Source organism: Nonomuraea sp. NPDC049684 (assembly GCF_044465345.1).
Lineage (GTDB): Bacteria > Actinomycetota > Actinomycetes > Streptosporangiales > Streptosporangiaceae > Nonomuraea.
In genome coordinates, this window is sequence record NZ_JBITLO010000005.1 from 56,121 (window position 1) to 77,880 (window position 21,760).

At 70.4% G+C, this 21,760-nt stretch carries 18 protein-coding genes; 10 read left to right on the plus strand and 8 right to left on the minus strand.

Annotated elements, in window-relative coordinates; all coding sequences use genetic code 11:
* Positions 1-2,037 carry a glycosyltransferase gene (locus ACIBST_RS17320; RefSeq protein ID WP_397172668.1) on the minus strand — a complete coding sequence of 679 codons (2,037 nt, stop codon included), beginning with the start codon at positions 2,035-2,037 and terminating at the stop codon, positions 1-3.
* Positions 2,038-2,091: 54 nt separating this feature from the next.
* Positions 2,092-3,222, minus strand: coding sequence for a non-hydrolyzing UDP-N-acetylglucosamine 2-epimerase (wecB, locus tag ACIBST_RS17325; protein ID WP_397172669.1), 1,131 nt, complete (start codon positions 3,220-3,222; stop codon positions 2,092-2,094).
* A 56-nt stretch (positions 3,223-3,278) separates the two neighbouring features.
* Here wecB and ACIBST_RS17330 point away from each other — a divergent pair, with 56 nt between their 5' ends.
* From ACIBST_RS17330 to hisC, 7 genes are all read left to right on the plus strand, one after another.
* The gene (locus tag ACIBST_RS17330) at positions 3,279-4,952 is read left to right on the plus strand and encodes a glycosyltransferase family 4 protein (RefSeq protein ID WP_397172671.1); all 1,674 of its coding nucleotides are present in this window, start codon (positions 3,279-3,281) and stop codon (positions 4,950-4,952) included.
* A gap of 115 nt (positions 4,953-5,067) precedes the next feature.
* Positions 5,068-6,330, plus strand: a complete 1,263-nt coding sequence (locus tag ACIBST_RS17335) for a nucleotide sugar dehydrogenase (protein WP_397172673.1) — start codon at positions 5,068-5,070, stop codon at positions 6,328-6,330.
* A gap of 19 nt (positions 6,331-6,349) precedes the next feature.
* Entirely contained in the window at positions 6,350-7,438 is a 1,089-nt protein-coding gene (locus tag ACIBST_RS17340) for a glycosyltransferase (protein WP_397172674.1), read from the plus strand.
* Between the two features lie 43 nt (positions 7,439-7,481).
* Positions 7,482-9,278, plus strand: a complete 1,797-nt coding sequence (locus ACIBST_RS17345) for a DUF4434 domain-containing protein (protein ID WP_397172676.1) — start codon at positions 7,482-7,484, stop codon at positions 9,276-9,278.
* A 31-nt stretch (positions 9,279-9,309) separates the two neighbouring features.
* Positions 9,310-9,966, plus strand: a complete 657-nt coding sequence (locus tag ACIBST_RS17350; protein ID WP_397172678.1) for an NUDIX hydrolase — start codon at positions 9,310-9,312, stop codon at positions 9,964-9,966.
* An 11-nt stretch (positions 9,967-9,977) separates the two neighbouring features.
* A complete protein-coding gene (locus tag ACIBST_RS17355) occupies positions 9,978-10,475 on the plus strand; it encodes a GNAT family N-acetyltransferase (protein ID WP_397172679.1) in 498 nt (165 codons plus the stop codon).
* A gap of 62 nt (positions 10,476-10,537) precedes the next feature.
* Positions 10,538-11,596 (plus strand): histidinol-phosphate transaminase, encoded by a 1,059-nt coding sequence (gene hisC, locus ACIBST_RS17360; RefSeq protein WP_397172680.1) that lies wholly within the window; start codon positions 10,538-10,540, stop codon positions 11,594-11,596.
* Here hisC and ACIBST_RS17365 read toward each other — a convergent pair.
* Positions 11,593-12,531, minus strand: a complete 939-nt coding sequence (locus tag ACIBST_RS17365; protein WP_397172682.1) for an EamA family transporter — start codon at positions 12,529-12,531, stop codon at positions 11,593-11,595. The genes hisC and ACIBST_RS17365 overlap by 4 nt on opposite strands.
* Before the next feature lie 155 nt (positions 12,532-12,686).
* Between ACIBST_RS17365 and ACIBST_RS17370 the strand changes: the two genes are divergently transcribed.
* Positions 12,687-13,145, plus strand: coding sequence for a rhodanese-like domain-containing protein (locus tag ACIBST_RS17370; protein ID WP_397172684.1), 459 nt, complete (start codon positions 12,687-12,689; stop codon positions 13,143-13,145).
* 341 nt (positions 13,146-13,486) lie between these two features.
* On the opposite strand, the gene ACIBST_RS17375 is transcribed toward ACIBST_RS17370, so the two are convergent.
* The 4 genes from ACIBST_RS17375 to purD all read right to left on the minus strand — a co-directional run bounded on the left by ACIBST_RS17375 (position 13,487) and on the right by purD (position 18,372).
* Positions 13,487-14,776, minus strand: a complete 1,290-nt coding sequence (locus ACIBST_RS17375; RefSeq protein ID WP_352357559.1) for a GTP cyclohydrolase IIa — start codon at positions 14,774-14,776, stop codon at positions 13,487-13,489.
* A 201-nt stretch (positions 14,777-14,977) separates the two neighbouring features.
* Positions 14,978-16,243: a UDP-N-acetylglucosamine 1-carboxyvinyltransferase gene (gene murA, locus ACIBST_RS17380; protein WP_397172686.1), complete on the minus strand. Its 1,266-nt coding sequence runs from the start codon at positions 16,241-16,243 to the stop codon at positions 14,978-14,980.
* Positions 16,244-16,321: 78 nt separating this feature from the next.
* Positions 16,322-17,158 (minus strand): phosphoribosylaminoimidazolesuccinocarboxamide synthase, encoded by an 837-nt coding sequence (locus tag ACIBST_RS17385; RefSeq protein WP_397172688.1) that lies wholly within the window; start codon positions 17,156-17,158, stop codon positions 16,322-16,324.
* Positions 17,155-18,372 carry a phosphoribosylamine--glycine ligase gene (purD, locus tag ACIBST_RS17390; protein ID WP_397172690.1) on the minus strand — a complete coding sequence of 406 codons (1,218 nt, stop codon included), beginning with the start codon at positions 18,370-18,372 and terminating at the stop codon, positions 17,155-17,157. Before purD ends, ACIBST_RS17385 begins: the two co-directional genes overlap by 4 nt.
* 529 nt (positions 18,373-18,901) lie before the next feature.
* On the opposite strand from purD, the gene corA reads away from it, so the two are divergent.
* Entirely contained in the window at positions 18,902-19,918 is a 1,017-nt protein-coding gene (gene corA / locus ACIBST_RS17395) for a magnesium/cobalt transporter CorA (protein ID WP_397172691.1), read from the plus strand.
* A gap of 71 nt (positions 19,919-19,989) precedes the next feature.
* Here the strand turns inward: corA and ACIBST_RS17400 are convergent, their stop codons facing one another.
* Positions 19,990-20,898 (minus strand): glycerophosphodiester phosphodiesterase family protein, encoded by a 909-nt coding sequence (locus ACIBST_RS17400; RefSeq protein WP_397172693.1) that lies wholly within the window; start codon positions 20,896-20,898, stop codon positions 19,990-19,992.
* A gap of 266 nt (positions 20,899-21,164) precedes the next feature.
* Here ACIBST_RS17400 and ACIBST_RS17405 point away from each other — a divergent pair, with 266 nt between their 5' ends.
* Positions 21,165-21,740 (plus strand): GNAT family N-acetyltransferase, encoded by a 576-nt coding sequence (locus ACIBST_RS17405; protein ID WP_397172695.1) that lies wholly within the window; start codon positions 21,165-21,167, stop codon positions 21,738-21,740.
* The last annotated feature ends 20 nt before the right edge of the window (positions 21,741-21,760 follow it).

Consider the following 21,760-nt stretch of genomic DNA (forward strand, 5'->3'; position numbering starts at 1 on the left):
TCAGATGAGCACGTGGTCGTCCGGGCGGCCGACGAAGGAGAACTGCGCGTTGCGGGTCAGCTTGATGTGGTCGGCCTGCCAGGTGTGCATCGAGGCGTCGGCGCTGCGCCAGTAGACGAAGTTGAACCGGTCGGCCGAGTAGATCTTGACGGAGTCCTCCTTCAGCCGGCGTACCAGCTGGGTGTCCTCCCCCCGCGTGATGTCGGCGAAGCCGTACGAGCGGAACATGTCCGCCTTGCCGAGGAACGTGCCGCCCTGGACGAGGAAGGAGTACCGGTGCTCCAGGCCGGGCAGCCGGAGCATGGTGGTGTTGCTGCCCTCGAAGTACGCGTAGTGCGCCCCCTTGCCGACCAGCTCGGCGTCGGAGTAGTCGAACGCGCGCACCAGGTCCGACAGGTAGTGCTCGCCGTAGAGGTTGTCGTCGTCCATCTTGGCGATCAGGTCGCCCTCGGCGGCGGCGATGCCCAGGTTCATGCAGGCGCCGAGCGTCAGCTCCGGGGCGGCGGGCAGGACGACGACGTCCGTGATGCCGGCCATCCGCGCCTTGTCGGCGACCACCACCGGGTCGATGTCCAGCCCGTGCAGGACCATGACGAGCTGCAGCGGCCGGTGGAGCTGCCGGGCCACCGACGAGATCGCGTGCTCGATCTGCGCGGCCCGGTTGGTCGGCAGCACGACCGAGATCGAGCGGGACCGGGGCGCGGTGGCGTGGCCGAGGTTCTGCAGGATCTGGTCCACGCGGTGCGAGAACAGGTGCTTGTCGAAGACCTCCCGCATCGCCAGGTGGCCCATCCTGGCCCGCAGCTCGGGGCTGTTGATCAGGTGCAGCACCTGGTTGTACGACTCGACCGGCTCGCGCGCGATCGGCACCAGCCCGCCGAACGTCTCTTCGATGGCCCGCGACCACCCCGACACCACCGGGGTCGCGCACGCCGACAGCTCGAAGACGCGGCGGGCGCACATGGTCGGCGAGTCGAGCACCGAGTTGACGTTGAGGAAGACCTTGTACATCCGGTACGCGGCCAGCATCTGGTCGTAGGGCAGCTCGCCCACGATGTGCGGACGGTACTTCTCCGGCCAGGCGTACTTCTCGTCCACCTCGCCGTTGCGGGCGAAGATGTGCAGGCCCAGCTCGCGCACCGGGTCGAGGACGACCTCCATCTGCTCGCGGCGCTCGGGGTGCTTGTCGCGGAAGTACATGCCGGCGAACACCACGTCGTGCAGGCGGCCCTGCTTCTGCTGGATCGGGTTGTGCACCCGCGGCTGGGCGGCGAACTGCAGCACGTCTACCCGGTCGTGGCCGAGCACCTCGCGGTACTTCGGCACCATGTCGCCGTCACAGGTGAACACGTGGTCGAACAGCTTGGCCGTGTCGATGAAGAAGTCGAAGTTCGGCGGGTCCTCCTTGTTCCAGAAGACCGTGGGGATGCCCTCGGCGCGGCACCAGGCGACCAGGTCGCGCAGCGGCTCCTTGGGGGCGTTCGTGCCGGTCATCTGGTAGCGCCAGCGGCCCTGGTTGCCGTGCCAGGCCGACTCGCAGAACAGCAGGTCGGGGCGCTTGTCGGCGAAGATCTCCGGCCAGTCCTTGAGGCCGAACTCGATCTGGTCCCACTCGTACCTGAAGGCCATCCTGGAGAAGTCGTCCAGGATGACCGCCACCTTGAGGTCGGGCCGGTTGACCGGGCCGAGCGGCCACTTCGCCGCCGGTACCTCGACCAGCGGGGGCCGGTGGTTGGCGAGCTCGACCGCCTCGGTGACCGGCATGGGCGGCTTGGGCGCCTTGTCCTTCGACCTGACCGCCTCGACGATCCGCCCCGGGCTCTTCGAGCCCAGGGCCTCACCCAGCTTGAACGTGCGCTTGGCCTGGGTGGCCTCCAGCTTCCAGCCCGCGTACGCGGCCTTGGCCTCGGCGATCTCCAGCCGCCGCCGCAGCTCCCTGACCTCTGCCTCGTACCGCTCGACGAGCTTGCGCTCCTCGGGCAGCCAGTTGACGGGTCCCAGTCGCTGGAACGCGGGGGGCTCAGGGTTTTCGGCCATGGTGATACGCCTATCGCTCAGCGGAGGTATGTCATAGTACGGCGGATTCAGCCGCTATTCGGGGCGTTTGGCCTGGGAAGCGGGGGCCAGGTTGTCGCCCTTCAGCCACGCCGCGATCACCGTCGCGATGCGCGGACCCGCCTTGCCGTCCCACAGCACCGGCAGCTCGCCGGCCGGCGTGGCGGCGCCGTCGGCGAGCGCCTTCTCCGCCGCGGCGGGCAGCAGCGCGGGCGTGACCAGGCGGTTCGTGCCGTGCGTGATCGTGATCGGCCGCTCGGTGTTGGGCCGCAGCGTCAGGCAGGGGACGCCCAGCATGGTCGTCTCCTCCTGCACGCCGCCGGAGTCGGTGACGACCAGCGCCGCGCCCCGGACGAGTGAGAGGAAGTCCACATAACCCAGCGGCTCGATGACCTTGATCGTGTCGCCGTCCACCAGGCCCGCCTCGGCCAGCCGCGCCTTGCCGCGCGGGTGCACCGGCACCACGACCGGCGTCCGCCGCGACACCTCCAGCACCGCATCGACCAGCTCCCTGGCGGCCTCGGCGGTGTCCACGTTGGCCGGGCGGTGCAGGGTCGCCACGGCGTAGCGGGCCGGCAGGCCGAGCCGCGCCACGACCGGCGCCGGGTCCAGCGAGGGCAGCGCGGCGAACAGGCTGTCGATCATCGGGTTGCCCACCAGGTGCACCTTCGCGGGCGGCACGCCCTCCGAGGCCAGATAGGCGAGGGCCTCGGGCGAGGTGACGAACAGCAGGTCGGCCAGCGCGTCGGTGACGACCCGGTTGACCTCCTCGGGCATGCCCCGGTCGAACGAGCGCAGCCCGGCCTCGACGTGCGCCGTCCTGATGCCGAGCTTGGCGGCGACCAGGATCGCGGCCAGCGTCGAGTTCACGTCGCCGTAGACCACGACGAGGTCGGGCTCCTGGGCGACGAAGACGTCCTCCAGGCCCACGAGCAGGGCCGCGGTCTGCCTGGCGTGCGTGCCGGAGCCCACCGCCAGGTTGGCCACCGGCTCGGGCAGGCCGAGGTCGGCGAAGAAGACGTCCGACATCAGCGCGTCGTAGTGCTGACCGGTGTGGATGATGCCCTGCCGCACGCCGAGTTCACCGAGTGCACGCACCACCGGGGCCGCTTTCACGAAATTGGGACGAGCACCCAAAACGTGCAGGACCAGGGGGTTCTCCCTCATTGACCTCGCCTTTCATAGCGGAAGGGAAAAAACGCTGCCTATGGTACGGTCCCAGCGTGGCATCCGACGCCAGTCGTCAAGACTCCTCCAAGGTTTCCGCGAAGTCCGCCCGGGCCGGCGTCGGGGGACTTCTCAAAGGCTTCGTCCAGCACCCCGTCATCGTCTCCCGCGTCGTCGTGACCAAGGTCAAGTCCGACCCCGTCCGCGTGGCGCAGGCCGCCGCCGACGCGCTCCCGCCCAAGCTGCGCCCGCTCGTCGGCAGCGTGGCATGGCCCGCCGCCCGCCGCGCCCGCCGCATGGTGCGCAAGATCGGCATGCGCGTGATCAAGGCGCCGTGGAACGAGGCGAAGGCCCACTGGGACGCCGGGCGGGTCTCGCAGGCCGCCGAAGTGCTCGACGCGCACACCAAATACCCCTTCGTCAAGCGCAGGGCCGCCTACTACCGCGGTGAGCTGGCCGCCATCAGCCCCGACCCGATCCCGCCGGCGCCGAAGGTCGCCATCGCCGGGCGCGTCGAGGGCCGCGTGCTGCACCTGGTCACCAACGCGCTGCCGTACACGCAGGCCGGTTACACCGTGCGCACCCACAGGATCGTCACCTCCCAGAAGGCGGCCGGGCTCGACCCGCACGTCGTGACGAGCTGGGGCTGGCCCATGCTCCAGGGGCACGCCGACGCGCCCGCCCAGGAGGAGATCGACGGCATCCCCTACTACCGCATGCTGCCCGACGGGCACGGCGAGGTGCCGTTCGAGATGCGCGGGCGCATGGTCAAGGGCGCCGAGGGCGTCACCCGGCTGGTCGAGCAGCTGCGCCCGCAGATCCTGCACGCCGCCACCGACCACCGCAACGGCTCGGTCGCCCACGCCGTGCGCGACCGGACGGGCACCCCGTTCGTCTACGAGGTGCGCGGCTTCCTGGAGGAGACGTGGGCCTCCCGCGACCCGATCCGGGTCGGCAGCCAGCGGCACGTGCTCCAGCGCGAGCGCGAGGCGTTCCTCATGCGGGAGGCCGACGCGGTCGTCACGCTGGCCGAGACGATGGCCACCGAGATCGTCGAGCGCGGCGTGCCCAGGGAACGCATCCACCTGGCGCCCAACGCCGTCGACGACACCCTGCTGTCGGCCCACTACGACGGCGCCTCGTTCCGCGAGGCGTACGGCATCGCCCCCGGCGAGATCGTGGTCGGCTCGGTGTCCAGCATCGTGGCCTACGAGGGCTTCGCGACCCTGCTGCGCGCCGCCGCGCTGCTGCGCGACGACCGCACGCCGGTGCGGGTGCTCATCGTGGGCGACGGTGCCGAGCGGGAGAACCTGCTCGCCCTGGTCGAGGAGCTGGGGCTGCGCGACGCCGTCCTGCCCGGCCGGGTCGGCCCCGACGAGGCGCTGCAGGCCCAGGACGCCATCGACATCTTCGCCTGCCCGCGTGAGGACCTGCGGGTCTGCCGGCTCGTCACGCCGTTGAAGCCGGTCGAGGCGATGGCGCTCGGCAAGCCGGTGGTGCTCAGCGATCTGCCCGCGCTCTCCGAGCTCGTCGGCTCCGACGGGGCCGGCCTGCTGGTGCCTCCCGGCGACCCGGCCGAGCTGGCCAAGGCGATCGCCGGCCTGCGCGAGGACCCGGCCAGGCGGTCGGAGATGGGCGAGGCCGGACGCGCCGAAGTCGCCGCGAAGCGGACGTGGAGCCGTGTTGCCGAGACTTATCAAGCTCTATACCGATCGCTTGCCGAAAGATGACCTCCACGTTGCCTGTACGTTGTGACGGGTTCGGTCGCATTAGGCGTGAGCTAGGTGGACTTGAGATAACCTTTGCGACCATGAAGTGTTGTTTCCGGCTCTCGAAGGCACTGCTGTGACAGAAATCGACTTGGCTGTCATCGGCCTGGGCTACGTCGGTATGCCGCTTGCGAAGGAAGCGGTTGCCGCCGGGCTGCGGGTCGTCGGCGTGGACGTCGACCCCCGGAAGGTCGACGCGCTCAACGCCGGGCAGTCCTACATCGATGACCTGACCGACGCTGACCTCGATCACATGCTGGCGAACGGATTCAGCGCGACGCTGGACGAGTCCGTGCTGGCCAGAAGCAACACGATCGTCATCTGCGTTCCCACCCCGCTGGACGAGGACCACCGTCCCGACCTGTCCGCGGTCGAGGGCGCGACCAAGGCCGTCGCCCGCAACCTCAGCAAGGGCACGCTCGTCGTGCTCGAATCCACCACCTGGCCCGGCACCACCGACGAGGTGGCCCGCCCGCTGCTGGAGCAGTCGGGCCTGGCCGCCGGCGTGGACTTCCACCTGGCCTTCTCGCCCGAGCGCATCGACCCGGGCAACCCGAAGTTCGGGCTCAAGAACACCCCGAAGGTCGTGGGCGGCTACACGCCGGTCTGCCGCGACCGGGCGACGGCGTTCTACAAGCAGTTCATCGAGCAGGTGGTGCCGGTCAGCGGCACCCGCGAGGCCGAGATGGCCAAGCTGCTGGAGAACACCTACCGGCACGTCAACATCGCCCTCGTCAACGAGATGGCGATCTTCTGCGACGAGCTCGGCATCAACCTGTGGGAGTCGATCGAGGCCGCGGCCACCAAGCCGTTCGGCTTCCAGAAGTTCCTGCCGGGGCCGGGCGTCGGCGGTCACTGCATCCCCGTGGACCCCTCGTACCTGTCCTACACCGTGCGCAAGCTCGGTTACCCGTTCAGGTTCGTGGAGCTGGCCCAGGAGATCAACGAGCGCATGCCGTCCTACGTGGTGGCGCGCGTCCAGCGACTGCTGAACCGGCACAAGAAGCCCGTGAACGGCGCCCGAGTGGTTATGCTCGGCGTCACGTACAAACCGGATATCGCCGACGAACGGGAAACTCCGGCTCTGCCTGTGGCGCGTGCGCTGCTGGAGCTGGGGGCCGACCTCTCGTTCGCCGATCCGTACGTCAAGGAGTGGTCGGTCGACGGCACTCCGGTGCCACGGGAAGAGGATCTGACCGAGGCCGTGGTCAACGCCGACGTGTCGCTGCTGCTTCAGCAGCACGCCGCGTTCGATCTGGCCATGGTCGAGGCGAAGGCCAAGCTCGTGCTGGACACCCGCGGTGTGCTCACCGAGGGTGAACGCGTCGAGCGGCTGTAGCGACGGAGGGCTGCGCGCAGTGCACGTGCTCGTCATGACGGTGGTGCATAACCCCGAGGACGCGAGAATTCTGCATCGGCAGATCCGTGCCCTCGTGGATGCCGGTCATGAGGTCACGTATGCCGCCTCCTTCTCGGCGCACGGGGTCGTACCGCGTCCATGGGTCAACGGCGTCGATCTTCCCAGGGCCGCCCAGCGCAAACGCGTGGCGGCCGTCTGGGCCGCCCGGCGGCTGTTCAAGCGCATGCGGAACAAGGTCGACCTGGTCCTGATCCACGACCCTGAGCTGCTGTTCGCGGTCTGGGGCGTGCGCAACCGGCCGCCGGTGGTCTGGGACGTCCACGAGGACACCCCGGCGACGTTGTCGCTCAAGCCGTGGCTGCCCTCGTTCCTGCGCCCGCCGGTGCGCTTCTTCGCCCGCATGCTGGAGGGCACGGCCGAGCGGCACATGCACCTGCTGCTGGCCGAGACCGCCTACGCGGGCCGGTTCAAGCACGCCCATCTGATCGTGCCGAACGAGACCTGGGTGCCGGACTCGGTGACGCCTCCGGGCGAGGACCGCGTGGTCTACCTCGGGTGGCTGTCGCGGGCGCGCGGGGTGTTCGAGGCCGTCGAGGTGGCCAAGCTGCTGCAGCCGTACCGGGTGACGGTGGAGCTGATCGGGTACGCCGATCCGCAGAGCCGTCCGATGCTCAACCAGGCCGTCGCCGACGGCCTGCTGGAGTGGCGTGACTTCATGCCCAACGACGAGGCGCTCAAGCGGCTCGACGGGGCGCTGGCCGGGCTGTCGCTGCTGCACGACGAGCCCAACTACCGGCACTCGATGCCCACCAAGATCGTGGAGTACATGGCGCACGGCATCCCGGTCATCACGACGCCGTCGCCGCGCGCGGTCGAGCTGGTGGAGCGGTACGACAGCGGCGTCGTCGTGCCCTGGGAGGACCCGAAGGCCGTCGCGCAGGCGGTGCTGACGCTGCGGGACGACGTGCGCGAGCGGCGGGCGCAGGGCGCTCGCGGGTACGCCGCGGCCCGGGCGAACCACCACTGGCCGAACTCGGCCAAGCGCTTCGTGACCCAGCTTGAGGCATGGGCCGGGATCACGCGATAGCGGTTTATCTCCGGCAGACCACGAGAGCGGTAGGTTCCTGAACGTGCGATGGCTCTTCCTGCTCGTGGGCGCAGCCGTCCTGGCGGTGGTCGCGGTGGCGATCATCCTCTTCCCGTCGTCGTCCGGGCGGCCGGTCGCGTCCTCGTCGAGCACGCCGAAGCCGTCCAGGACCGTCTCGACGCCGCCGCCGCCGAAGGTCAAGGAGTTCACCGACCCCTGTGGCACGTTCGACACCACGACCAAGAACTTCTACGCCGTCACCGGCTACTGGATCACGCCGAGGTCGAACCCGTGCACCTGGCGTCACCAGCTCCAGGAGATCCACCGCGCCGGCGGCGACACGATCATCAGGATCGGGTACGGCCTGCAGTTCCGCGGCGTCTCCGACGCCGGCGAGATCCTGTCGAAGGACGGGACGCTCGACCCGCTGTACAAGGCGTGCGAAGAGGACGGCCTGAGCTGCCACGACGCGGCCGAGCAGGACCTGCGCAAGGCCAACCCGGGCAACCGGATCGGCCGCACGTACGTCTACCGCACCGACGAGGCGTTCGGCGGCGGCCTGTTCCGCTGCCCCAAGATGGAACACGCCGTCAAGGCCGGCGACCGCATCTACTACCGCATGGTCGCCCCTCCGGACGGCTCCGACGACGCCACCTGCGACTTCACCGAGAAGGCCACGTCCTACGACCTGATCCTGGTGGCCGGCTCGGCCAAGGACAGCCTGAACGAGCTGCTCGACCTGGCCGACCAGTTCAGCATGCGGGTCTTCCCCGCGCTGCCGCTGGCCCCGCGCGACTCCGAGACGCCGACCAGGGCGAACAAGCGGCACATCGGCACCCTCACCACGCTGACCCGGCGCATCCTGCAGGACTACGGCGTGCGCTTCGCCGACCGGCAGGCCCTGGGCGGGGTCTACCAGCCGTTCGAGGTCCAGATGGGGGCCACGCTGGCCACCAACCCCACCCTTGAGGTGTACGCCGACCAGCACCGGATCGTGGAACAGGAACTGGGCAAGCCGATCCTGATCAGCCCGTACCTGGACGCGCGCAAGCGGGTCGGCTTCGGCCAGACGCCGGCGCAGGTGGCCGAGGCGTTCAAGGCGCTGGCCCGGACCGGCGTCGGCATCATCGCCCCGCAGGACAGCCGGGGGACCGGCAAGGTCGGCCTGTTCTGGCCGGACGAGCGCGACACCGAGGTGGACGACCGGCTGCGTCCGGTGGTGGGCGAGGCCACGTACGGCACCGCGTACCACGGCTCGACCCGCGACTACTACCGGGAGATGGCCAAGGCCCGCGACGAGATGCTCCAGGCCGGTCACGAGGTGGAGCTGTGGGCGAACGTGGAGGCGTTCGAGCCGTCCGGCAAGCAGCCGTGCGCCCCGCAGGGCACCCGCGGCCAGACGGACAAGAAGCGCCTCGACCAGGCCGTCACGATGGCCGGCCGGTACGTCCAGAAGATCGTCTCCTACATGTGGAGCGACTTCATGACCTGCGGCGACCCCTCGCTCCAGGACGAGATCGCCGGCGACTGGCAGCGCCCGATCGCCGTGGACGCCATCAGGCGGGCCCGCGACCCCCAGGACGGCGTCGAGGTGCGCGGCTACAACCTCGACGGCAGCACCGTGCTCGTCGAATGGTCCGGCGGCACCAAGGAACTGGTGGTCTCGGCGGTCGGCTGGCTGGACAAGGACCCGCTGGACGAGCACCCGGCCCGGATGGCGACGGCCTGGGTGCCGTTCGACTGGAACCAGGTGCCGCCCGGGGAATGGGTCAAGATAGGGATCAAGGGGGCGTCCGGCAAGGAGGCCACGACGCCGCTCCACGTACGCATATCCGCATAGGGCAGACGGGACTCCGTGTAACGTGCCGTCCATGGTCCCGAGCATCCCGGTCAGCGTCGACCTGGTCGTGCTCACCGTGCGCAACCACGCCCTGAGCGCCCTGGTGTGGCGGCGCGACAACCCGCCGTTCCTGCGCCGCTGGTCGCTGCCGGGCGGCTTCATCCAGCTCGACGAGGACCTGCCGGCCGCCGCCCACCGCGTGCTGGCCGAGCGGGCCGGGCTCCCGGGCGCCCCGGTGCACCTGGAGCAGCTCCAGACGTACGGATATCCCGACCGCGACCCGCGCCAGCGCGTGCTGAGCGTCGCCTACCTGGGCCTGGCCCCCGACCTGCCGGCCTCGGAGCAGGCGCACATGAGCTGGCAGCCCGTCGAGGCGCTCTCCGTCATGGCCTTCGACCACCGCCGCATCATGCTCGACGGCGTCGAGCGCGCCCGCGCCAAGCTGGAGTACACGTCCCTGGGGGCGGCCTTCTGCCCGCCCGAGTTCACCGTCGCCGATCTGCGCCGGGTGTACGAGATCGTCTGGGGGCGTCCCCTCGATCCCCGGAACTTCCACCGGAAGGTCACCAAGGCGGAGGGCTTCCTGGTGGAGACGGGCGCCACCACCACCCGGGACGGCGGCCGTCCCGCCAAGCTCTACCGCCGCGGCCCCGCCGAGCTCCTCCACCCGCCCATGCTCCAGGAGTGACCATCCCGCCCGTGAACACGCCGAACGACTCCATGGACGTCATCGAGACCCCTCGCCTGTCGCTCGTGCCCCTGCGGGTCGAGCACGCCGCGGAGATGGCCGCGGTGCTCGCCGACCCGCGCCTGCACGAGTTCACCGGCGGCGCTCCCGCCACGGGGGAGGAGCTGCGCGCCCGCTACGAACGCCTGGTCGCCGGCCCGATCGGCTGGCGCAACTGGGTGCTCCGCCTGCGCGCCGACGGCCGGCTGACCGGCTACGTGCAGGCGACCGTCGAGGCGGGCACGGCCGAGATCGCCTGGGTGGTCGGCGTGCCCTGGCAGGGCCGCGGCCTGGCCGCCGAGGCCGCCCGCGCCCTGGTCTCCTGGTGCGACGCCCGCGACGTCGGCACGGTCGTCGCCCACATCCACCCCGGCCACGCGGCCTCCGCCGCGGTCGCCGCCCACGCCGGCCTGCACCCCACCGATCTCGTGCACGACGGCGAGATCCGCTGGGAACGCGTCCGGCCGTGAGCCCTCTCGACGTGCGGGGGCTGGCGGATGCTTCATCGGGCGTGGCCTTTTAAGGTAGTTCTATGCCTCGTTTCCGCCACATCCTGGACACCATGCCCCCCTACAAGCCGGGCAAGGCCGTGGTCTCCGCCGACGGCCGGTCGTACAAGCTCTCCTCGAACGAATCCCCCTACGACCCGCTGCCCTCCGTGGTCGAGGCCGTCGCCGAGGGCGCCCGGCAGATCAACCGCTACCCCGACCCCGGCGCCGTCGGGCTGACCGAGGCCATCGCCGAGCGGTACGACGTGCCGTTCGAGCACATCGCGCTGGGCGCGGGCTCGGTCACGGTGGCCCAGCAGCTGTTCGAGACGGTCGGCGAGCCCGGCGTCGAGGTCGTCTACGCGTGGCGGTCGTTCGAGGCGTACCCGTTGCTGGCGGACCTGTCGGGGGTCACATCCGTCCAGGTGCCGCTGGCGGGCGAGGACCACGACCTGGACGCCATGGCGGAGGCGATCACCGACCGCACCCGCATGGTCTTCGTGTGCAACCCCAACAACCCCACCGGCACCGCGATCCGCCGCGACGCCCTGGTGTCCTTCCTCGACCGCGTGCCGGAGAACGTGCTCGTGGTGCTGGACGAGGCCTACCGCGAGTACGTCCGCGACGAGGACGTCCCCGACGGCCTGACGCTCTACCGCGACCGGCCGAACGTCTGCGTGCTGCGCACCTTCTCCAAGGCGTACGGGCTGGCGGGCCTGCGGGTCGGCTACCTGATCGGGCACGAGCCCGTGGCGGCGGCCGTCCGCAAGACGATCATCCCGTTCGCCGTCAACCACCTCGCGCAGGTCGCCGCCGTCGCCTCGCTCAAGGCCGAGGACGAGCTGCTGGAGCGGGTCGAGCGGGTGGTCAAGGAGCGCGGCCGGGTCCGCGAGTCGCTGATCGAGCAGGGCTGGACGGTCCCGCCGACCGAGGCGAACTTCGTCTGGCTGCGGCTCGGCGAGCGCACCCTCGACTTCGCCGCCGCCTGCGCGGTGGAGGGCGTGGCCGTACGGCCGTTCGCGGGCGAGGGGGCCCGGGTGTCCATCGGCGACCCCGAGGCCAACGACGCCTTCCTCGCCGCGGCCAAGCAGTTCCGCGGTTAGGCGCTGACCTCTTCGGCGAGGGCCGCGGTCCTGGTCCTGGCGCGTCGTTCGGTGGAGACCACCAGGGCGACGCCCACCAGGATCACCGCCCCGCCGGCGATGATCTGCGGGGTCACGTGCTCGTTCACGACCAGCACGCCGAGGATCACCGCGACGACCGGGTTGACGTAGGCGTACGTGGAGACCAGCGAGATCGGCGCGTTCCCCAGCAGCCAGGTATAGGCGGTGAAGCCGACCAGCGAGCCGACCAGCACCAGGTAGGCCAGCGCCGCCCAGGAACGTCCGGAGACGGCCGCGAGGTCGAGCCGTTCGCCGAGGATCGTGCCGGTCACGGCCAGGCCGGCGCCGCCGACCAGCATCTCGATCGAGCTGGCCGCGAAGGGGTTGGCGGGCATGGGGATGCGCGCCGACAGGAACGAGCCGACCGACCACGAGAACGAGGCCACCAGGATCACCACGATCCCGGTGGTGTCCACCGACTGGCCGCCGGTCAGCGACAACGCCGCGACGCCGGCGAACCCGACGAGCACGCCGGCCAGCGTCAGCACGGCGGGCCGGTCCCTGACCAGGATCCGGAACACGACCAGCCAGAGCGGCACCGAGGCCACCAGCAGCGCGGCCAGGCCGCTGGAGATGTGCTGCTCGGCCACGGCGACCATGCCGTTGCCGCTGGTCAGCAGGAGCAGGCCGACCAGCCCGGCCCCGCAGAACTGCCGCCATGACACCCGGAACGGCTCCAGGCCCTTCCTGACCAGCAGGAAGCCGCCGAGCAGCAGCGCGGCCGTCACGAAACGCAGCGCGCCGCTCAGCATGGGGGGCATGGTCTCGATGGCGATCCTGATGCCGAGGTAGGTCGAGCCCCACACCACGTACACGATCGCCAGGGCGCTCCAGACGAGGACGGGAGCCCGGCTGTCAGTGGTGTTCGTACTCATGGGTCATGACTGTATCGGGCAACTCCGACAAAGCACCTGCGGGTCTCGGACTTCGCAATTTGGCGCGATATTAGCGACAGGCGGCTTTCGTGCCACTGTTGAGCGGGCGGGCCGGTTGAGACGATCGGGACTGACCAGCGATGAAGGGAAATGTCGTGTCAGCCGTCACCTCCACCCCGGCCGCCTCCAACGCCGCCGCCCTCGCCCACTTCGCCGCCCGCCTGGCCTTCGAGACCGACGTCTCCGACGTGGCCGCCGACCTGGCCGCCGGCGCGCCGGGCGTCGTGGTCGTGGACTCGCGCAGCCGGGAGAGCTGGGAGCAGGGGCACGTCCAGGGGGCGGTGCACCTGCCGACGGCCGAGATCGCCGCCGGGGCCGCCGCGCTGATCCCCCGGGACGTCACCGTCGTCACCTACTGCTGGGGTCCCGGCTGCAACGGCGCCACGCGGGCCGCGCTGGAGTTCGCCAGGCTCGGCTACGCGGTCAAGGAGATGCTCGGCGGTTTCGAGTACTGGGCCAGGGAGGGCTTTCCGGTCGAGACCGCCTCGGGAGTGAGCCGGCGACCGGTCGACGCCCTGACCGCGCCGGTGTCGGGGATCGCGTGCGCCTGCTGAACGCGGTGCGGGAATCGTGTGCGCCTGCTGAAAGCGTCCCAGGCGGGTTGTGGTGACCGGCTATATCCGGACATGCCCGCCGGTCCGGCAGTGCCCCCAAACGGCCTCACAGCCCCGTCCGGACGCCTTCCGTAAAAAGGACGGCGGCGACGGGGCTGCGCGGGAAAGTTTGGCGCCCCCGTCCGAATCCCGTCGATCGGGGGCGTGGGAGAACATACCCGCATCTACTCGGGTCAACCAATAAGACCACAAGAGTCAAGCGGATTGTCTGTACCTTTGACTCCCCAGGTCAAGAACCGGGCACCCGTCGCCCCTGAAATGGGACGACGGGCCCCGTACGGTCACCGCGGTCCGAGCTTCTCCACGATGAGCCGGTAGAGCTGGCGCGGACGCCCCGGCTGCGGCGTGCGGTTCGGCGGAAGCGGCCACGCGAGTCCCTCGTCAACCAGCGTGCGCAGCAACCGCCGAGCCGTGCGCGGCGTCACCCCGAGCATCTTGCCCGCGCCCTCGGCGTCGACCACCGTGTCGCCGCCTTCGAGCTTGGCCGCCAGCCTGGCCAGCACCTCCACGCCCTTCGGCTTGAGCGCGGTCGACCCGGAGGGTGGCATCCGGGGGGCCGGGATGAGGGCCCGGCCCTCGCGGTCCACCGCGAACCCCTGCGCCTGCTTGCCCGCCTGGGTACGGGCCAGCGCGGCCCGCGCGTGCGACTCCGCGTCGTGCGTCGTCCGTCCCATCCCGACGCCCACCTCGACCGCCAGCCCCAGCTCGTCCCGGATCCGTGCCGCGAAGGGCAGCACCCTGAACCCGTCGGTGGCCGCGGCGATCGAGCCCCTGGTCGCGGTGACCAGGTAACTGTGATCGTCGATGGGCCAGACCGTCGCGTTGATCCGGTTCGCCTCCTGGACCAGTAACCGGTGCAGCGACAGCCGCAGCTCGTCGCGCCAGTAGCGCGGCGCCGCGCGCCGCACGGGCTCGCGCAGCGTCGGCACCTCCACCAGCACCACGGTGAGCTGCGACTCCTCCAGCCGGTGATGCGCCCCGAGCAGCGCCGCGGTGTGCAGCGCCGTCCGGACCGCGGCCGAGGTCGGCCTGATCCTGATGACCGGCACGCCCGCGGCGTGCAGGCGTTCGGCCACCGCGGGCAGGCACGTCAGTGCCCCCGAGGTGGCGCCCTGGCGGGCCAGCCGTTCGTGGTAGGCCGCGATCGTGCCCGTGGCTCCGGGCTCGTCGCGGCTGTGCACGTCCGTGGCCGGTATGCCGAGGTCGGTGTACGCCTCCTCGACGTCCGCCCTGCTGACCACGTCCACGCTGACCCGTTGCGGGTCCATCCGAGTGTCAAGTGCGGCCTTCGCCAGCGCCGCCACCAATGCCGCTCCGCCGAGTTGCACGTAGGTCGCGGGCATCGTCAGCACGCCTGATCGCCGGGCCAGGTCGTAAGGGACCGGGCTGGCGAACAGGCACGCGTCGACACCGGGACCGAGCCGCGTCACCTTGTCGGGCGCCTCCTGCTCATCGCGGTAAGCGGCCGCGACCAGGCGACACGGCAGCGGTGCCGCGGCGTGACCCATCAGCATGACTCGCTCGACCAGGTCGTGGGGTCCGACCACGCCGATGGTGAGGTCCGGTGTCATGGCGCCCGGGCGTGACACTCGGGGAGTTTCTTCGGCCCTCTCGACCAATGTTCGTCCCATCCTGCCGTCCGTTGCAGTGCTCTCTTTTGGAACGATCGCTCGCGGGGGCCGTAATGTCACGCCCGACTTTTCCGGAAAGTCGTTCTGGTTGACCGCCCGACAAGATGTCTCAGCAGCTCAACGCGGTTTTTCTCATGTTTTTTAGCGCTCAGAAATCTCTCGTGTAATGTCCGCGCCGAGCGCGCGCATTCGCGTCGCGAGATGTGCGTGGCCGCGATCGATGAGGTATCCGGACTCGATGACGGTCTCGCCTTCGGCCGCCAGACCGGCGAGCACGAGCGCGATACCGGAGCGCAGATCGTGCGCCGTGACTTGCGCGCCCCTGAGCGGCGTGCGCCCGCGCACGACGGCCCTGCTGTCGTCGACCTCGACGTCGGCGCCCATCTTGTTGAGCTCGCCGGCCAGGGCGAAACGGCCGTCGAAGATGCGCTCGTGGATGTAGCTCGTGCCGTCGGCCAGGGCGGCCACCGTCATCATCGGCGACTGCAGGTCGGTCGCGAACCCGGGGTAGGTGTCGGTGATGATGTTGATGGGCCGCAGCGGGCGGTCGCACCGCACGTGCAGCACCGCGCCCTGCCGGGCGAAGTCGACGCCCATCTGCTCCAGCTTGTAGCGGACGACGCCCAGGTCGAGGCCGGTGCCCACGAGGCTGAGCTCGCCGCCGGTGATCGCCGCGGCCATCGCGAACACGCCCGCGTCGAGCCGGTCGGGCATCACGGTGTGCTCGACGGCGTGCAGCTCCTCCACGCCCTCGACGGTGATGAACCCGGTGCCGCCGCCGCTGATGCGCGCGCCCATCTTGGTGAGCATGTCGATGACGTCGAGCACTTCCGGCTCAAGGGCCGCGTTCTCGATCACCGTCGTGCCCTTGGCCAGGGCGGCGGCCATGATCAGGTTCTCGGTGCCGGTGTGGGAGGGCGTGTCGAGGTAGAGCGTCGCGCCGGTCAGGCCGCTGGCCTTGACGTGGATGACGGTCTCGCCCTCGTCGACGACCGCGCCCAGCCGCTTGTAGCCCAGGTAGTGGAAGTCGAGGTTGCGGCTGCCGAGGTTGCAGCCGCCCACGCCCTCCACGATCGCCTCGCCCAGCCGGTGGAGCAGCGCGGGGGTGAACAGCACCGAGCCGCGGAACCGGCGCGCGATCTCGGCCGGCAGCACGGGGCTGCTCAGCCGGGAGGCGTCGATGACCAGCGTGCGCTCGGACTCGTGCAGCTCCACGTACGCGCCGATCGCCTCGGCCAGCTCGACCGCGCGCCGGACGTCTTCGATGATCGGCACGTTCCGCAGCACGGTACGGCCCTTGGCGGCCAGCAGAGCCGCACCGATCATGGGAAGCACGGCGTTCTTCGCGCCCTGGATGAACGCGGTTCCACGCAGTGCGTTGCCACCGCGCACGCGGTAACGGACCATTTCGTGCGGCTCCTTGAAATCAACGGTGAGGCTCGATCGGGCCAACAGTAGTGGCTGACACCAGGTGACCCAGCCGAATCATCCGCTAAAGGGAGCCCCCGTGACGCGCTCATACGCTTCTAGGTATCGCTGCCTTGTGCGCTCGACAACGTGCTCGGGAAGTCGAGGTGGGGGGTTTCCAGAGGATTTGTCCCATCCAGATTCGGGCGACAGTAGCCAATCACGTACATATTGCTTATCGAAAGAAGGTTGCGCCCGGCCCGGCTGCCATTCGTCGGCCGGCCAGAACCGCGACGAGTCCGGCGTCAGCACCTCGTCGCCCAGGGTCAGCACGCCGTCGGCGTCCCAGCCCAGCTCGATCTTGGTGTCGGCCAGGATGATGCCGCGCTCGCGGGCGATCTCCGCGCCGCGCGTGTAGACGTCGAGCGTGATGCGCCGCAGCTCGCCGGCCGTCTCCGCGCCGACCTCGGCGACCACCTGATCGAAGGAGATCGGCTCGTCGTGCTCGCCCTGCGGGGCCTTCGTCGAGGGGGTGAAGATCGGCTCCGGCAGGCGGGAGCCGTCCTCCAGCCCCGGGGGCAGCGGCACCCCGGAGACCGTGCCGGTCGCGCGGTACTCCGACAGGCCGCCGCCGGTCAGGTAGCCGCGGGCCACGCACTCCACCTGGACCATGCGCAGCGGCGTGCACACCACGCTGCGCGCGTCGTCGCCCCTGGCCAGGATGTGGTTGGGCACGACGTCCTTGAGCTGGTCGAACCACCACAGCGACATCTGCGTGAGGATGGCGCCCTTGTCGGGGATGCCGGGCTCCAGCACGTAGTCGAAGGCCGAGATGCGGTCGGAGGCGACCATCAGCAGCAGGCCCTCGTCGGTCTCGTAGAGGTCGCGTACCTTGCCGGAGTGCAGATGCTTCATCGGGCGATGTCCGTCCTGTGGTGCGAGCCGCGCAGCTCGACGCGGTCGACGAGGTCGTAGGCGTTGCGGCGGGCGCTGGCCTGGTCGGGGCCGTGGCCGACGACGGTCAGCACCCGGCCGCCGTTGGAGACGACCTCGCCGCCGGGGCCGCGCGCGGTGCCGGCGTGGATCACGTACGCGTTGTCGGTCTCGGTCAGGCCGGTGATCACGTCGCCCTTGACCGGGGAGTCGGGGTAGTTCTCCGCCGCGATCACCACGGTCACCGCCGAGCCGTCCTTGAACACCGGGTCGAGGCCCAGCTCGCCGGTGGCGCAGGCCATCAGCAGCCCGCCGAGCGGCGTCTCCAGCCGGTCGAGCAGCACCTGTGTCTCGGGGTCGCCGAAGCGGGCGTTGAACTCGACCACCTTCGGCCCCTTCCCGGTCAGGGCCAGCCCCACGTAGAGCACCCCCTGGTACGGCAGCCCGCGCCGCCCCAGCTCGGCGATCGTCGGGTGCACGACCTCGCGCATGACCTGCTCGGTCAGCCCCTCCGGAGCCCAGGGGAGCGGCGTGTACGCGCCCATGCCGCCGGTGTTGGGCCCCTCGTCGCCGTCGTAGGCGCGCTTGAAGTCCTGGGCGAGCTGGAGCGGCACCGCCGTGCTGCCGTCGCAGAGCGCGAACAGCGACACCTCCGGCCCGTCGAGGAACTCCTCGATGACCACCCGCTCGCAGGCCCGCGCGTGCTCCAGCGCCTGGTCGCGGTCGCGCGTGACGACCACGCCCTTGCCCGCGGCGAGGCCGTCGTCCTTGACGACGTAGGGTGCGCCGAACTCGTCGAGCGCGGCGGCGGCCTCCTCCTCGGTCTCGCACGTGCGGGCCCGGGCGGTGGGCACGTCGGCGGCCTTCATGATCTCCTTGGCGAACGCCTTGGAGCCTTCGAGCATGGCCGCCTCGCGGGTCGGGCCGAAGCAGGCGATGCCGGCCTCGCGCACGGCGTCGGCCACGCCCGCGACGAGCGGCGCCTCCGGCCCGATGACGACGAGGTCGGCCCCCAGCCGCCCGGCCAGCTCGGCCACCTGCGCGGGATCGACGGGATCGACGGGATGAACGGTCGCGACGCCTTCGATGCCCGCGTTACCGGGAGCACAGTGGAGCTCGCTGACCTGGGGATCGAGTTTGAGCGAACGGCACAGGGCGTGCTCACGCCCTCCGGAACCAATGACTAGAACGCGCACGTGCCCCATTGTCGCAGGCCCGGCCCCCTCGCCCGGCGCGGGTCCCGGGCGGGCGGCGGGCAGGCGGCGGGCAGGTGGCGGGCGCGTTCCGGGCGGACCCCGAGCAGGTTCCGGGCGGGTCGCGGGCACGTCGAATGCCGGAACAAGCCCGCATCTTTGTGCGGTTCTACCTGAACCGAGCGCCCTCCGGCGAGTATCGTCGTTTGGGTTCACCCGCCTGTGGTAGGTTAAGGCGGCTTTGCGGCGTCTCTTGTGATTGGAGGTGGTCCGGGATGAATCCTGGTGATCCCAGCAGTACGTGCTCTCCCACGTACGCCCCAGTTACCCCCGACCACTCCAATCCGGCAGCCTGATCGTGCCTCCACGCATTTGTGTTCGATTGAGGTGACTTTTCATCGCGCGTGGAGCGTGCCAGGTCGGGCGGAAAGGGACTGCCATGCGCTCGTCCACGCTTTTCCGTCGCATCAACCGTCACCCTGTTCAGCCGCATGCCGCACGCCCGCTCACCAAGCCGGTGCGTGAGGTCTGCGTGCCCCCTGTCGACTCCATCGTCGAATTCGGCGCCTACATCCAGGGTAAGAAGGTCTGCGCCCCGGGCATCGTCGAGTCCCTCGACCTCGTCCGCGAGCACAACAAGAACTCCGACGGCGCGAACGCGTTCGTCTGGGTCGGGCTGCACGAGCCCGAGGCGCCCGAGGTGGAGTGGTTGTCCGAGGTCTTCGGGCTGCACCCGCTGGCCGTAGAGGACGCCGTCAAGGCCCACCAGCGTCCCAAGGTCGAGCGCTACGGCGAGTCGATGTTCATGGTGCTGAAGACGGTCGCCTACCTCGACCACGACGAGCTGACGGCCAACAGCGAGATCATCGCCACCGGCGAGATCATGGTGTTCCTCGGCGTCGACTTCGTGGTCACCGTGCGCCACGGCGAGCACTGCCCGCTCACCCTGGTCCGCGAGCGCCTTGAGGACAAGCCCAAGCTGATGAACCGCGGCCCGGCCGGCGTGCTGCACGCCATCGCCGACCACGTCGTCGACCAGTACCTCCAGGTGGCCGACCTGATGCAGCTGGAGCTCGAAGAGGTCGAGGCGACCGTCTTCGCCGACGTCAGCTCCCGCGACATCAACCGGATCTACCAGCTCAAGCGGGAGATGCTGGAGATGAAGCGGGCCGTGACCCCGCTGCAGTCGCCGCTGTCGGCGCTGCCGCAGCGCCGCGTCATCCCCTCGGAGATGCGCGAGTACTTCCGCGACGTCGGCGACCACCTGTCCCGCGTGTGCGAGCAGGTCGAGTCCTCCAACGAACTGTGCAGCTCGATCCTGCAGGCCGCCCTGGCCCGCTCGAACGCCCTGGCCAACGAGGACATGCGCAAGATCTCGTCGTGGGTCGCCATCCTGGCCGTGCCGACGATGATCGCCGGCATCTACGGCATGAACTTCGACTTCATGCCCGAGACCAAGCAGGTCTGGGGCTATCCGGCGGTGCTGGCCGTGATGATCACGGCCTGCGTGCTGCTGCACCGCGGCTTCCGCCGCAACGGCTGGCTCTGAGCGCCGCGCCCAGAGGCTCAAGCGCTTGAGCGTCGCTCAGACGCTCAGACGCTCACGGGCTCGGGCGATGCTCAGACGCTCACGGGCTTGAGCGGCCGGACGCCCTCCGGCAGGTCGAGGCCGCGCTCGCGCCACAGCTCCCGCATGCGGTCGGGGTAGTCGGTCACGATCCCGGCCACGCCGAGGTCGATCATGCGACCGGCCAGGGCCTGGTCGTTGACCGTCCAGACCGCCACGTCGAGGCCGGCCGCGGCCGCCTGGGCCATCAGCTTCTCGTCGACCATCACGTGCTCGGGCGACAGCGTGGTGGCCCCGGCCTCGCGGGCGGCGGCCGGGATGTCGTCGCCCAGCCCGCCCTCGTGCCAGTGGAGCGTGTCGAGCTCGATCAGCGCGAACCGCCTGGCCGCCGGCGCCAGCCGGGCCGCGTGCCTGATGACCCGCCAGTCGAAGCTGAGGACGGCGGCGTTGCCCAGCCTGCCGTGCCGGTCGAGCTCCTCGACCACCAGCTCGGTGAACATCTCCGGGTCGGCCGTCAGCTCCGGCCTGGTCGGGTCGGACTTCAGCTCGACGTGCAGCCGCACGTGCTCGGCCTCGTAGGCGTTGACCAGCCCGAGCACCGCGCCGAGCGTGGGCATCCTGGTCTCCGGCATGGCGACCTGGGTGAGCGCGAACGGGTCGTCGAGGTGGCGCGGCAGGCGTACGCCCACGTCGAGCGTGCGCAGCTGGGCGAGGCTGAGCGCGTTGATCGGCTTGCCCACGTACGGGAAGAGCGGATCGTCCTGCCGCAGCGGCCGGCGGTCGGCACTGGTGACGGCCGAGACCGTGAGGTCGTGCGTGAGCACGAGGCGGCGATCGGCGGTGAGGGCGACGTCGAGCTCAAGCGCGTGAACGCCCAGCTCCATCGTGCGGCTCAGCCCTGGCAGGGTGTTCTCCGGCCACAGGCCCCGCGCTCCCCGGTGACCATGAATCTCAACGCGCACACCGGGGACACTACCTGGCTGGAGGGCCGCTGAGGCAGTGCCACGCCGTGTCCTTTTTATCCTGCTACGCCCAGGTCGGCAGTGAAGGCGTCAAGAGGACTCTCCGCCCGCTTATTGCACGATAAATGCAACTACCTTGCAATAAGCTGGAGCTCATGACGGAGGTTCTCAAACATGCCCATTCAGCAACAGTCCGGGCATGGGTGGACGGCTGGGTGATCTCCCGCAACGCCCCTCGGCCCGTACCCGAACCCTGGGGCCTCAGAGTGGACGTCGGCCTTCCCGGCCACGTGGCGCGGCACGTCGTCCCCACCCCTACCCCGGAGATCCTGGACCACCTGACCGGCGCCCTCACCGTCCCCGGCACCTGGCTCAAGCTCTGCGCCCCCGCCGAGGCGGTCGCCCCCTCCCTGCCCCCGCGATGGTCCGTGCAGGAGCAGGAGTACATGATGACCACCGCGTCCCTGGCCCGCACCACCCCGAAGGCCCCCGCCGGCTACACCCTGGCGATCACCACCAGGGCGGGGGTGACCGTGGCCCGGCTGCTCACGGCCGCGGGCGAGGTCGCGGCGCGCGGCCAGTTCGCCGTCGCGGACCGGGCCGCCGTGATCGACCAGGTGGAGACGGCCGCCGAGCACCGCCGGCGCGGCCTCGGCACGGTCGTCATGGCCGCGCTCGCCGCCGCCGCCGTCTCCCGCGGCGCCCGTACGGGCATCCTGGTCGCCACCGCCGCTGGCCAGGCCCTGTACGAGACGCTGGGCTGGACCCTGCACACCCCGATGACCGCCGCCGTCCTCACCGCCGGCGACCCGGCGGAGGAGGGGCCCGCAGGCCGGCCGTAGCCGCGTGACACGCGAGGGGC